General features: G+C 65.4%; 16 protein-coding genes. 7 read left to right on the top strand and 9 right to left on the bottom strand.

Annotated features, from left to right (window positions below; translation table 11 throughout):
• Nucleotides 1–35: 35 nt before the first annotated feature.
• On the top strand, nt 36–224 hold the full coding sequence (locus tag CAF70_RS22325) for a hypothetical protein (protein ID WP_085626612.1): 189 nt from the start codon (nt 36–38) through the stop codon (nt 222–224).
• A gap of 140 nt (nt 225–364) precedes the next feature.
• Nucleotides 365–670 carry a hypothetical protein gene (locus tag CAF70_RS22320; protein ID WP_085626611.1) on the top strand — a complete coding sequence of 102 codons (306 nt, stop codon included), beginning with the start codon at nt 365–367 and terminating at the stop codon, nt 668–670.
• A gap of 45 nt (nt 671–715) precedes the next feature.
• Here CAF70_RS22320 and CAF70_RS22315 read toward each other — a convergent pair whose 3' ends face one another.
• Together CAF70_RS22315 and ampC are read right to left on the bottom strand one after the other, a co-directional pair.
• The gene (locus tag CAF70_RS22315; protein WP_003253895.1) at nt 716–1048 is read right to left on the bottom strand and encodes a hypothetical protein; all 333 of its coding nucleotides are present in this window, start codon (nt 1046–1048) and stop codon (nt 716–718) included.
• 301 nt (nt 1049–1349) lie between these two features.
• A complete protein-coding gene (gene ampC, locus CAF70_RS22310; RefSeq protein ID WP_085626610.1) occupies nt 1350–2492 on the bottom strand; it encodes a class C beta-lactamase in 1143 nt (380 codons plus the stop codon).
• A 119-nt stretch (nt 2493–2611) separates the two neighbouring features.
• Between ampC and CAF70_RS22305 the strand changes: the two genes are divergently transcribed.
• A complete protein-coding gene (locus CAF70_RS22305; RefSeq protein ID WP_085626609.1) occupies nt 2612–3604 on the top strand; it encodes a bile acid:sodium symporter family protein in 993 nt (330 codons plus the stop codon).
• 12 nt (nt 3605–3616) lie between these two features.
• On the opposite strand, the gene CAF70_RS22300 is transcribed toward CAF70_RS22305, so the two are convergent.
• The gene (locus CAF70_RS22300) at nt 3617–4219 is read right to left on the bottom strand and encodes a DUF4157 domain-containing protein (RefSeq protein WP_085626608.1); all 603 of its coding nucleotides are present in this window, start codon (nt 4217–4219) and stop codon (nt 3617–3619) included.
• Complete coding sequence (locus CAF70_RS22295; RefSeq protein WP_085626607.1) at nt 4206–4769, bottom strand: TetR/AcrR family transcriptional regulator; 564 nt, start codon at nt 4767–4769, stop codon at nt 4206–4208. The genes CAF70_RS22300 and CAF70_RS22295 overlap by 14 nt, the downstream gene beginning before the upstream one ends.
• Nucleotides 4770–4858: 89 nt before the next feature.
• On the opposite strand from CAF70_RS22295, the gene CAF70_RS22290 reads away from it, so the two are divergent.
• Complete coding sequence (locus CAF70_RS22290) at nt 4859–5590, top strand: SDR family oxidoreductase (protein ID WP_085626606.1); 732 nt, start codon at nt 4859–4861, stop codon at nt 5588–5590.
• Nucleotides 5591–5619: 29 nt separating this feature from the next.
• Nucleotides 5620–6234, top strand: a complete 615-nt coding sequence (locus tag CAF70_RS22285; RefSeq protein ID WP_085626605.1) for a 2-hydroxychromene-2-carboxylate isomerase — start codon at nt 5620–5622, stop codon at nt 6232–6234.
• 139 nt (nt 6235–6373) lie between these two features.
• Here CAF70_RS22285 and CAF70_RS22280 read toward each other — a convergent pair whose 3' ends face one another.
• The 4 genes from CAF70_RS22280 to CAF70_RS22265 all read right to left on the bottom strand — a co-directional run bounded on the left by CAF70_RS22280 (nt 6374) and on the right by CAF70_RS22265 (nt 9875).
• A complete protein-coding gene (locus CAF70_RS22280) occupies nt 6374–6919 on the bottom strand; it encodes a cupin domain-containing protein (RefSeq protein WP_003248033.1) in 546 nt (181 codons plus the stop codon).
• A gap of 81 nt (nt 6920–7000) precedes the next feature.
• Entirely contained in the window at nt 7001–8206 is a 1206-nt protein-coding gene (locus tag CAF70_RS22275; protein WP_085626604.1) for an MFS transporter, read from the bottom strand.
• A gap of 86 nt (nt 8207–8292) precedes the next feature.
• Nucleotides 8293–8826 carry a cytochrome b gene (locus CAF70_RS22270; RefSeq protein WP_085626603.1) on the bottom strand — a complete coding sequence of 178 codons (534 nt, stop codon included), beginning with the start codon at nt 8824–8826 and terminating at the stop codon, nt 8293–8295.
• Nucleotides 8823–9875 carry a catalase family peroxidase gene (locus CAF70_RS22265; protein WP_085626602.1) on the bottom strand — a complete coding sequence of 351 codons (1053 nt, stop codon included), beginning with the start codon at nt 9873–9875 and terminating at the stop codon, nt 8823–8825. The genes CAF70_RS22270 and CAF70_RS22265 overlap by 4 nt, the downstream gene beginning before the upstream one ends.
• Before the next feature lie 124 nt (nt 9876–9999).
• On the opposite strand from CAF70_RS22265, the gene CAF70_RS22260 reads away from it, so the two are divergent.
• Together CAF70_RS22260 and CAF70_RS22255 are read left to right on the top strand one after the other, a co-directional pair.
• The gene (locus CAF70_RS22260) at nt 10000–10521 is read left to right on the top strand and encodes a sigma-70 family RNA polymerase sigma factor (protein ID WP_085626601.1); all 522 of its coding nucleotides are present in this window, start codon (nt 10000–10002) and stop codon (nt 10519–10521) included.
• Nucleotides 10518–11270, top strand: a complete 753-nt coding sequence (locus CAF70_RS22255) for an anti-sigma factor (protein WP_085626600.1) — start codon at nt 10518–10520, stop codon at nt 11268–11270. The genes CAF70_RS22260 and CAF70_RS22255 overlap by 4 nt, the downstream gene beginning before the upstream one ends.
• 165 nt (nt 11271–11435) lie before the next feature.
• Here the strand turns inward: CAF70_RS22255 and xthA are convergent, their stop codons facing one another.
• Nucleotides 11436–12248, bottom strand: a complete 813-nt coding sequence (xthA, locus tag CAF70_RS22250; RefSeq protein WP_085626599.1) for an exodeoxyribonuclease III — start codon at nt 12246–12248, stop codon at nt 11436–11438.
• Nucleotides 12249–12281 lie beyond the last annotated feature (33 nt).

Below are 12281 nucleotides of genomic sequence, written 5' to 3'. Positions count from 1 at the left end.
TTGCCGACGCGTCCGCCACTGGAGGGAGACAGGGCATGAGCGAATCCTTTTTCGAAGACCTGAACGACGTGTTCCCGATCAATAGCCAGGTGCGTTGCGGCCAGGCGGCATTTCGCCTGGGCTTCGCCCACATGACGCTGGATGATTCCGAACAGCTCCAGCCTGCACACCTGCAGCGCAGCAAAAAAGGCCGCTTCATGCCGCGGGTTCCGCTGAAGAAGTGATCCCGCTCCAGCACAACCCCGCCGAGTGGCGGGGTTTTTATTGCCTTTTCTTGATCCGCCTCATGGAATCGCCGGGTAGCGCTCGCAGGATGGCCAAGGCTGTGGTTTTCTTGCGCGGCATTCCAGCAACGGAGGATTGAATGCTCATGCGAGTCAGGGAAGAGACCTATTGGCAGTGGGCCGACGCCCAGCTGCACAGCCGCTGCCATGATGAAGCGCTCAGTGACGGCACCACGCTGGACGTGCAGGTGCGTTTGTCGCGCCTGGGGGCGACCCAACTGTTTCTGGGGCTCTATGCCAGTGATGGGCGAGCATTGCTGGAGGAGTATTACCCTACGCGGCCAGGCGAGACCATGACCCGCGCTCTGGTGTGGGGCGTTGACCGCGCCCGGGCGATGGCAACCGGTGCCCTGCCGCTGCCGGAACCCCGCAGGCGCCAGGCATGAAAAAGCCCGGCCTATGCGGCCGGGCTCAGGTAAGGCTGGGAACCCTCAGTTAAGCGGTTCGATCACCTTGACTGCCTGCTGCTCACGGGCAGCGGGCCATTCTTGTTGCAGGGTCTGCAGGACGCGACCAACGAACTCGGTGTCGGCGGCGGCCTTCTTGCCGACGTAGCCTTGGCCACGGCGGTAGACCTTGAAGCGGGCACGCATGCTGGGCAGGTGCTCTTCGAATTCATCTTCGACGGTGTTCGGTGGCAGGCGGTCGAGGCGCACTTCACCGGTCTGGCTGACCCACAGCAGATGGTCGTCAAGGCTGTCCTTGCGTACCGCGAACAGCTGGGCCAGTTGGTCGATAGTCGGATTGTTGTTCAGGTTCATCATAAAGCCCCCATTACCCAGTCGTAGGTGATTTTTCACAGTTGGCGCTACCACGGTGTAGCGCACTACCAAGGCTGCTACAGCAGCATCGCAACAGGGGCTTTCTCACGCTGCCTTTTGGACAGTTTCCCTCTCCACGGACGGCCTGCGTTACCGCGCAGGCCGTCTGGAACACCCTTGCCACCGCTCCCGATCGGGGAGACAGCTTCATCATGCCCAAGGGCGATGAACGGCGTCAACCATTTTGTAGTGAATATTTTTTCTCACTACATCGTGTCGTTTTGTTCGACAATCGCTGCCCGCACTACAGCCCGGACAGAATGTCGAAAGCAGCGCGCACCCGGACTTCGTTCGGGTAGTTTCGGTTGGCCAGCAACACCACGGCCAGCTGTTCGGCGGGTACGAAGGCGGCGTAGGCGCCAAAACCATTGGTTGAACCGGTCTTGTTGTACCAGGCTGCCGGCAGCGGTGGCAGGGCTGGCTGCAAGCGCGTGGTGGCCTGCGGTTCACGGATGAGCTGCGGGCCGTTGCCATCGACCAGTGTGCTCAGCATGACCGGGTAGGGGTAGCGCTCCCAGCCCAGCCCCTGGATCATGGCGCCGACCTGGAAGTAGCCCCGCCGGGTAATGGCCGTGGCTTGCGCCAGCGCCGGTGGCAGGCCCGCCGGCTGCATGTGCAGGCGCACATAGCGCAGCAGGTCGCTGGCGCTGGTCTTGATGCCGTAGGCTTCGTCGGCGTAGGGGCCCGGGCCGACACGCACCGGTTTGTCGGCGCTGTCGTAGCCTTGGGCGTACAGCCCCTGGGCGCTGGCCGGGACCTGCAGATAGGTGTTTTCCAGGCCCATCGGTTTCAGCAGGCCCTCGCTCATCAGCGTTGCAAAAGGCTGGTGCTGTGCGCGCGCAGCCAGGTCACCGAACAAGCCCAGGCTGGGGTTCGAATAGCAGCGCTGGGTGCCAGGTTTGGCGCGGGGTTGCCAATGACGGAAGAAATCGACCACCTGCTGCGGGGTCTGCACCGCGTCGGGGAACTGTAACGGCAGGCAGTCGGCACTGTAGGCGCCCAGTTCCAGCACGCTCGCGTCGCCGATGGGGGCGCCGGCGAGGGCCGGGTGATAGCGCTTGGCCGGGGCATCGAGGTCCAGCTTGCCTTCGGCACTGGCCAGTGCGGCCAAGGTGGCGGTGTAGGTCTTGCTCAGCGAACCGATCTCGAACAGCGTGTCGCGACTGACCGGCACATTGTCGGCCTTGCTGGCCACGCCATAGCTGAAGTAGTGCGCATGGTCGCGCGCATAGATCGCCACGGCCATGCCGGTGATGCCTTGCGCCTGCATCAGCGGGCGGATGATCTGGTCTACCTTGGCCTGCAACTGGTCGTCGGCCTTTGCGGCACTGTGGCCCAGGGTGAGGGTGATGGCAGCTGCAAGTGCAGCCAGGCGGGAGAAGGGCATGGGCGGGTCCTTTGCTGGAGCGTGTCCGTTGAGCGACACCGGTGGGGGTTCCGGCGTTAGCGGCGAAAAGCCGGAGACCTTATCGTCTGCCCTTGCACAATGACAAGACGGAAACTGTGATGAAGTATTTGCGCATGTTATTCGACAATTTCACCCTGGCCTTGCTCGGGGTGGTACTGATTGCCACAGTGCTGCCTTGCTCGGGCGACGGCGCGGTGTATTTCGGTTGGTTGACCAACCTGGCCATCGGCCTGCTGTTCTTCCTGCACGGTGCCAAGCTGTCGCGCGAGGCGATCATCACCGGTGCCGGGCACTGGCGCCTGCACTTGCTGGTGTTCGCCTGCACCTTCGTGCTGTTCCCGCTGCTGGGCCTGGCGTTCAAGCCATTGTTCGTGCCGCTGGTGGGCAACGAACTGTACCTGGGCGTGCTCTACCTGTGTGCGTTGCCGGCTACCGTACAGTCGGCCATTGCCTTCACCTCGCTGGCGCGTGGCAACGTGCCGGCGGCCATCTGCAGCGCGGCGGCATCCAGCCTGCTGGGAATCTTCCTTACGCCGTTGCTGGTGACGCTGTTGCTGGGGGCCAGCGGTGATACCGGTTCTGGCCTGGACGCAGTGCTGAAGATCACCCTGCAGCTGCTGGTGCCGTTCGTGGCCGGGCAAGTCGCCCGGCGCTGGATCGGCGCCTGGGTCAAGCGCAACGCGCGCTGGCTGAAGGTAGTGGACCAAGGCTCGATCCTGCTGGTGGTCTATACCGCGTTCAGCGAGGCGGTGGTCACCGGGCTGTGGCACACGGTATCGCCGCAGCACCTGGCCGGGTTGTTTGCCGTGTGCGGGATATTGCTGGCGGTGGTGCTGTACGGTACCCGGCTGCTGGGCAAGCTGCTGGGCTTTGACCTGGAAGACCGCATTACCATCCTGTTTGCCGGTTCGAAGAAGAGCCTGGCTACCGGGGTGCCAATGGCGCAGGTGCTGTTCGTCGGCAGTGGCATTGGCGCAATGATCCTGCCGCTGATGCTGTTCCATCAGATCCAGCTGATGGTCTGTGCGGTGCTGGCGCAACGTTATGCCAGCCGTGAGCCGGTGGCTGAAGAGGCTTCTGCGGCGTCCTGACAGGGCACTGGCCTATCTGGCCTGCCCTGACCCACGCTCGCGCAGCGCCTTGCTTACCTCGGCCTCGATCTTGTAGGCCGGCGCTTCCAGGTCGTCGTAGTTGCGCGTGTAGCGCCGGGCGAACTCTTCCACACCCAGCTGCTGATACTGCTGCACATGCTTGAGCTCGTGCGCCCACAACGCGACGTTGTCCTCGGCATCGGCGGGGCGGCGGAAGATGATCGTGTCGATCAGCGTCACGGCGTTCACGTCAGGGTTCTGCAGCAGCGCATTGGCCGCGCTCATCTGCTGTTCGTCACCCACCCGGAAGCGCGCCGCGTCGAGCACTGCAAAGTCATACCAGGGTTCGAGTTGCGCACGGATATGCAACGGGATCGGCTCGACGCCGCTGGCAGTGGCTTCGTCGCGAGCCTGCTGCAAGGCGTAAGTCAGGCTGGAAGAAGCCAGCACTTCCACGTCCTTGAAAATCTGCCCGGCTTGCCCGGGGTCGATGGGCGCACAGAAACACCCCATCAGGCACACTTGGTACTGCCCCGGCGGGCAGGCCTGTTCGGCGAACGCAGGCAGGGCCAGCAGCAGCCCCAGCAGCCCCAGCAGTAGACTAATCCGCTTCATGCAGGGCCTTCTCGACAAAGTGGCGGCTGGCGTCCAGTACTTGCGACTGCACGCTTTCAGTGGCCAGCATGCGCCCAACCAGCAAGGCGCCGACGCACTGGCTGATCAGCACCCAGGCCAACTCGTCGTCCTCCAGGGTCGCGCTCCAGGCCCGGTGCAGTTCCACCAGCCAATGCTCGGCCACCTCGCGCACGGGGGCCTGGGCCCGGGCAATCTCCACCCCCAATGGCGGCAGCGGGCAGCCGCCTTCGGCATTGTGCAGGTGGGCCAGGCTCAGGTACTGCTGCAGGCAACGGCCCAGGCGTTCGCGGCTGGCCTCCTGGTTGGCCAGCCGCGCCAGCGGGCTGTTGCACAGTTCTTGCCGCACGACCTCGGTGAACAGGTCGTCCTTGGACGGGAAGTGGTTGTAGAAGGCGCCGCCGGTCAGGCCGATCGCCTTCATCAGCCCGGCCACGCCGGTGCTGGAAAAGCCTCCGCGTTTGGCCAGCGCGCCGCTGCTGGCCAGCAGCCGCTCGCGGGTTTGCTGCTTGTGTTCGTTGGTGTAGCGCATTCACTTGCCTCTGCTGGCGGGCTTGACGATAGCGGCGATCATAACATAGCGTTCGTTTACTAAACGATCATTCACCAATGGAGGCAGGCATGGCAGAACAACAAAAAGTGGTGCTCGTGATTGGTGCGGGGGATGCTACTGGCGGCGAGATCGCCAAGCGCTTTGCCCGCGAGGGCTACATTGCCTGTGTTACCCGGCGCCAGGCAGAAAAGTTGCAGCCGCTGCTGGACGATATCCGCGCTGCTGGTGGCCAGGCCCACGGTTTTGGCTCCGATGCGCGCAAGGAGGAGGAGGTAGCGGCGCTGGTCGAAACCATCGAGCGTGATATCGGCCCGATCGAAGCCTTTGTGTTCAACATTGGTGCCAATGTGCCCTGTAGCGTACTTGAGGAAACCCCGCGCAAGTATTTCAAGATCTGGGAAATGGCCTGTTTTGCCGGTTTTCTCACCGCCCAGGCGGTGGCCCGGCGCATGGTCCAGCGCGAGCGCGGCACCATCCTGTTCACCGGCGCCACCGCTGGCACCCGTGGCGCGGCGGGCTTTGCGGCATTCGCCGGGGCCAAGCACGCCCTGCGTGCCTTGGCGCAGAGCATGGCGCGCGAGCTGGGGCCGCGCAACATACATGTCGCCCACGTGGTGGTGGACGGTGCCATCGACACTGCTTTTATCCGTGACAATTTCCCCGAGCGCTACGCCCTCAAAGATCAGGATGGCATCCTTGACCCGGCCCATATCGCCGACAGCTACTGGTTCCTGCACGCCCAGCCCCGCGACGCGTGGACCTTCGAGCTGGACCTGCGCCCCTGGCTGGAACGTTGGTAAGCACTTTTCACCAAGCAAGGACCGTAACCATGCACAAGACTGTCGACTTCTTTTTTGACCTTGGCAGCCCGGCCAGCTACCTGGCCTGGACCCAGCTGCCTGAACTGTGTGCCCGCCAAGGGGCCACGCTGCGCTACCGGCCGATGCTGCTGGGCGGGGTTTTCCAGGCCACCGGCAATGCCTCGCCGGTCATGGTCCCGGCCAAGGGCCGTTACATGTTTACCGACCTGGCGCGCTTCGCCACCCGCTACGGGGTTCAGTTCGAGCTGCCGCCGGGGTTCCCGGTCAATACCTTGACCCTGATGCGCGGGGCAGTGGGCACTCAGCTGCGTTCGCCGGAGCGCTTCGAGGCGTTACTGGGGGTGCTGTTCAATGGCCTTTTCGTGCAGCGCCGCAACCTGGGCGATAGCGCCGTCCTCGACGATACGCTCAGCCAGGGCGGCTTCGACCCGCAGGCATTTCGCGCGCTGGCGGCTGATGAGGAGGTGAAGGCTGCGCTCAGGCACGTGACCGAAGAGGCCGTGGCGCGCGGGGTGTTTGGTGCGCCGACCTGCTTTGTCGGTGACCAGATGTTCTTCGGCCAGGACCGCCTGGACTTTGTCGAAGAGGCCCTGCGTGAGGGCGCAAGCAGCCGTTCCAGCTGAGTGCGTGTGGGAGCGGGCGTGCCCGCGAAGGCCCCCGCACGGTGCCTGGCACCGGCTGCGCCGGTGTTCGCGGGCATGCCCGCTCCCACAAAGACCGCGTACGTCGGGGCTGGGAAAGGGCAGCCCCTTCACCACGCAATCAGAAGTTCGCCGGGGTATTGGCGCTGATGATCTCGGCCTCGTCCGGGCCGATGTTCTTGAAGCTGTGCGGCAGGGTGGTGGGGATGTAGTACCCGTCGCCCGAGTTGAGCACGCTCACCTGGCCATCGACCCACAACTCGACGGTGCCGCGGGTGACCAGGCCACACTCTTCGCCTTCGGCATGCACGATCGGTTCGCCCGAATCGGCACCCGGTGCATACAGTTCACGCAGCATGCGCATCTGCCGGCCTTCGACGCTGGCGCCAACCAGCAGCATGCGCAGGCCGTTGCGGCCCAGGTCTGGCTGTTCGCCGCCTCGGAACACGTAACGCTCTTCGCGCACCGGCTCGTCGAAACTGAAGAACTCCGCCAGGCTCATCGGAATGCCTTCGAGCAGTTTTTTCAGGGAGCTGACCGAAGGGCTGACGCGATTCTGCTCGATCTGCGAGATCGTCGAATTGGTCAGCCCGCTGCGGCGGGCCAGTTCCCGTTGGGAGAGGTTGTTGCGTTCACGCACCAGTTTGAGTCGCGTCCCCGTGTCCATAGCCGCCTTGTAATCAGAGGTGTCAATAATAATGAGCGATGCGCATTAAAACACACTCTGCACGCTTGCGCGCTGTGCTTGTCAGGCCCGCTGATCGCGTGGCATCGGCCATAAGCCGACCAGCAGCAACAGCGCCGCCACCGCCAGGAATGGCAAGCGTGGATCGAGCGCATAGGCCAGGGTGCCGGCCAGCGGCCCGATCACTGCGCCCATGCCCTGGGCAGCACCGATGGAGCCGGCCGTGGCGCCTTGCTCGGAGGCGTGCATGGCATTGGCCGCCAGCGCCGAAAACGCCGGGAAGACAAAGCCCATGCCAGCCGCCGCGACGAAATAGCAAACCCACAGCCAAGGCGCCGTGGTGGCCAGCGAGCCGCAGGCAAAACCCAGGGCCGAAACCGTGGCACCAACCCGGATCATCTTCAACGGCGGCCATTCCAGCTGGCGCAGCAGCACCTGCGCCATGATCAGCGCCACACCTACCGTGGTCAGGGCGATGCCGGCGGCCTGGGCAGCTTCGGCAGGGCCCAGGTGCAGGCGGTCGAGGGCAAAGAAACCGACAATGATCTGCGATACCGTGACGCTGAGCATGGCGCTGAACGCCACCAGCAAGGGCCGGCGCAGGCGCGGGTCGTTCAGCCGCACCGGGCTGGGGGCATGGCTGTGCGGCAGCGCTTGCGGCTTGAGGGTGAACAGAAGGACCAGGAAGGCACTGGCCGGCAGCAGCGACATGATATGGAACGGCAGGCTCAGGCTATGCCGCGCCAGCAGCGCCGCCAGTGCCGGCCCAACCACCAGGCCGACGGCATTGGCCGCACCCAGCGAGGCCATGGCCCGGGCGCGTCGTTGCGGTTCGACATGATCGGCGATCAGCGCATTGCAACCTACCGGGATAGCAGCATAGAAAGCGCCAATACAACCGCGCGCGACCATGAGGCCGATAAAGGCCAGGGTCGCCCCCGGCAGCCAGCGCAGCGCGCCTTCGACGAACAGGCACAGCAGCCAGTAGGCGAGGGTGAAGCCGGCGCTGCCCAGCAGCAGGATGCGCCGTCGGCCCAGGCGGTCTGCGGCGCGCCCCCAGGGCCGCGCCAGCAGTACCCAGATCACGCCGGCCACGGTCACGGCGGCACCAGCTTGCCAGGTGGCCATGCCGAGCTGGCGAGCGATCGGGCCGATCAGGGCGACGAAGGCCATCATCGACATGGTACACGCCATGTTGGCCAGCAGCAGGGGGCGCAAGTCCAGGGTGCTGGTGGGTGCGAGTGTGGCAGGATCCTTTGCGGCATTCATAGGGCAGTCCGGGGTGGTATGGCGAATAGAAAAAGCCGATCTTGTTAGGAATCGTTATCGACTGTCGGCCCCTGGGCTGCCGAGCATCATTCGCTGCGGCGCAGTGGGCCAGGCCACATGCTACGCAACACGCCATCGCGGCGCACCCACGCGTGCACCAATGCCGCGCCCACATGCACCAGCACCGTGGCGAACAGCAGGTAGCCGGCCCAGCCATGGGCCTGACGCAGCACGGCATACAGCTGCAGGTCATGCGGGGCGATCGCCGGCAAGCCCAGCGGGCGCGGGTAGCCACCAGCCGACAGCATGGCCCAGCCCAGCAGCGGCATGGCAAGCATCAGGCCATAGAGCACCACGTGGGATGCCCCGGCGGCCCAGCGTTGCACGGTAGGCAGGTCGCGCGGCAGGGCCGGGTGGGGGAGTGCCAGGCGTACGCCGATGCGCAGCAGCACCAGTACCAGCAAGGCCAGGCCAGTCGCCTTGTGCAACCCGATCAGCACGGGGTGGCGCGGCGAAAGGTCGACGACCATGCTCACACCGATAAACAGCATCGCCAGGATCAGCACGGCCATCAGCCAGTGCAACAGGCGGGCGAGGGGGTGGAAGGCGTCGGTTTTCATGGGTGGGCTCCGGTGCCGAGCGATTCGCGGCTGCGGCGGTTGAAGGATTCCGAGTAGGCGGCAGAACGGGCGGCAAGGATCGGGTCGGCGGAGGGCTGGATCCCATGAGGCAGGATCAGCGGGTCGAAGTTGAGGTCGCGGCAGGCGCCTTGCTCGGGGCCGTCGACCTGCTCCAGTACCAGCGTGCCGGCGTCCACGCTGCGCCGCTCGGCAGGCCAGGGGCTGGCAGGGTCGTCCACCGCATCGCCAGGTTCCGCCAGCACCAGGCGCAGGGTCCAGCGTAGCGGGCCTTGGGCCAGGCGTTGCTGCAGGTCATGCTGCAGGAACTGTTTGTCATCGACTTGGCCAGGCAGTGCGGCAAACGCTGTTTGCGGCTCCAGTTGCCAGCGCACGGGGTGAGCCGCGCCGCTTGCGTCGATCAGGCGAAAGGCGTTGATGCTGTGGTACTGCGTGCTGGCGAAGCTGTTGCTGGGCTTGTAGCCCGCCGCCCATTGGCGAAACGCCGCGCTCTCCGGGTGGGCGGCGAAAAACGCTTGCAGTTTGCCCGGGTCCGGTTTGCCGGTGGCCGGGTCTGGCGCCCCCGCCAGCACTTGCTCATAGAAGGCTTGTGGCGTGCTTACCGCCAGCACCGGAGGGTTGTTCATGCCAGTACGCCAGACCTGCCCGTCGTCGGTGCTCAGCTCGATGGCCAGGCTGCGCACCGGTATGCCGGTGTCCGGCGCGAACGGGTTGGCACCGCCGATGGCGAAACGGCCGGTCACCGGCACCCGCGGCTGGCTGAACGCCCGCGCCGTGGACAGGCTGGCGGCCTGCCCGCTGGGCTGGAAGTAGCCGCTGACGCACAGGCCTTTGGCGTGGTTCTTGCGGTAACCCGGGTAATGCCCGGCCTGGGCTTCGAAGGTGTCGATGATGCGCTGCGGGGTCAGGCGGGGCTCGCCGAGCCAGCCGGCGGCATAGGCAAAGGCGGCGCCCGCGCCCAGCACCACGGCGCCGATGGCGGCCAGGCGCAGGGCCTTGGCCGGGCCGTGCAGGGGTGAGTTCATGGTGATGGTCCGGTTCAGTGAAGGTGCAGGTACGACGGCGCAGGGAAAAACTTATTCCCTCGCCGGGAATAAAATTTCCTCACAGGCGTCTGCCTCTTACACTGACAGCCCCAAAGGCCGGGACTTTGCCATGCATGATCTGGACGACCACCAGTGGCGCGAGCTGCTGGCCCGCCTGCGCCGCTTTGCCGTGTGGCTGACCCGTGAGTCGGGCAGCGCCGACGACCTGGTGCAGGCCACGGTCGAGCGGGCCTTGAGCCGGCGCGACCAGCAACGCGACGCCGATGCCCTGCGGGCCTGGCTGTTCACCATCCTGTATCGGCTGTTCCTCGACGGTAAGCGCCGTGAGCGCCTGCATGCGCGCTGGTTGTCCTGGTTCGGCCGCGCCGAGCGCGACGACGAGCCGGTCGGCGGCAACCTCGAGGCGATTGTGCTGGCCCAGGCCGATTTGCAGGCCTTTGCCCGGCTCACAGCTGAGCAGCGGGCGTTGCTGCTGCTGGTCAGCATCGAAGGTTTGAGCTACAAGGAGGCCGCCCTGGCCCTGGGCATTCCGATCGGCACTGTGATGTCGCGCCTGTCGCGCGCCCGCAATGCCTTGCGCGAACTGACCGAGGGCAACCCACAGCCACCGGCCTTGCGGAGACTGAAATGACCCGCCTGATCCCCAGCGAAGATGAATTGCATGCTTACGTCGACGAACGCCTGGAGCCTGTGCGCCGGGCCGAGGTGCAGGCCTGGCTGGCGGCCAACCCGCAGGCTGCGGCCAAGGTAGAGGGCTGGCGTGCCGACGCTCGCCGCCTGCGTACGGCGCTGGCCGGGTTTGGCGATGTGCCAGGGGCTGCGCAGCTGGACCTGAGGCAGTTGCGCCGGCAATTGCGCCAACGCCGCCAGCGGCGCTGGGCCACGGCGGCGGTGTTGTTGTTGGCGGTCGGTGTGGGCGGCCTGGGCGGCTGGCAGGTGCGCGACGCGACCTTGGCGCGTGGCGACCTGCCGATGGCAGATGCCGTCCAGGCGCACCGTTTGTTCGCCGGCAGCCAGGCCCTGGATATCCAGGCCAGCGACCCGGGCCGGTTGCGCGACTGGCTGGGGCGCCATTTCAGCCGCGTGGGCCAGTTGCCGGACCTGGCGGGTTATGGCTTCAAACCGGTGGGCGCGCGCCTGCTCAGCAATGAGCAGGGGCCGGCGGCGTTGCTGGTGTTCGAGGATGCCAAGGGCCAGCGCATCAGCCTGTTCCTGCGCTCACCAGGTGATCACTATCGGCGCATGCCGGACGGGCATCGCGTGGATGGCCAGCTGGAGGCGAGGTATTGGTCGCATGGGGCCTACAACTTTGCTCTGGTCAGCGCGGCGGACGATGTACGCGGGGCGGGGGTGGGGGAGGCGTTGCGGTTGGGGTTGTAAGCAAGGAAGGTTGCTTGAACCGTCTTCACTCCTGTCATTTCGGGGCCGCTTTGCGGCCCATCGCCGGCAAGCCAGCTCCCACCCCGACCGTATTGACCCCAAACCATGGGCAGTACCTGTGGGAGCTGGCTTGCCGGCGATGGGCTGCGTAGCAGCCCTGGGCGATCAGCTCAATTCCAGCCAGATCGGCGCATGGTCCGAGGGCTTTTCCATCCCGCGCAGTTCATAGTCCACACCCGCATCCTTGATCCGCGGCACCAGGTGCTGCGAGGCCATGATCAGGTCGATGCGCAGGCCGCGCTTGGGCTCGTCCTCGAAGCCGCGGCTGCGGTAGTCGAACCAGCTGAAGCGGTCGGTCACCTCCGGGTACAGATGGCGGAAGCTGTCCACCAGCCCCCAGCCTTTCAAACGTTCCATCCACTCGCGCTCTTCTGGCAGGAAGCTGCACTTGCCGGTCTTGAGCCAGCGCTTGGCGTTGTCCGGGCCGATGCCGATGTCGCAGTCCTGCGGCGAGATATTCATGTCGCCCATCACCAACAGTGGCTGGTCATTGCGGAACTGGCCTTCCAGCAGCGCCTGCAGGTCGCTGTAGAAGCGCTGCTTGGCCGGGAACTTGGTGGGGTGGTCACGGCTTTCACCTTGGGGGAAGTAGCCGTTCATGATGGTGATCGGGTTGCCTTCGGCATCGGCGAAGGTGCCCCAGATGAAGCGGCGCTGGGCGTCTTCCTCATCGCTGGCGAAGCCCTTGTACAGGCTCAGCGGCGCCTGGCGCGACAGCAGGGCCACGCCATAGTGGCCCTTCTGACCATGGTAATGCACGTGGTAGCCCAGCGCCTGCACGTCGGCCAGCGGGAACTGATCGTCACTGACCTTGGTTTCCTGCAGGCCGATCACGTCCGGCTGGTGCTTTTCGATCAGCGCCGCCAACTGGTGCGGGCGGGCGCGCAGGCCGTTGATGTTGAAACAGACGATCTTCATGGAAAGACAATCCTGGTAAAAGGCGCGATGCTA

This window comes from Pseudomonas sp. B19(2017), from assembly GCF_002113165.1.
Taxonomy (GTDB): domain Bacteria; phylum Pseudomonadota; class Gammaproteobacteria; order Pseudomonadales; family Pseudomonadaceae; genus Aquipseudomonas.
Note: the sequence above shows the minus strand (reverse complement) of the source record. Positions and strands in the feature narration are given on the sequence as shown.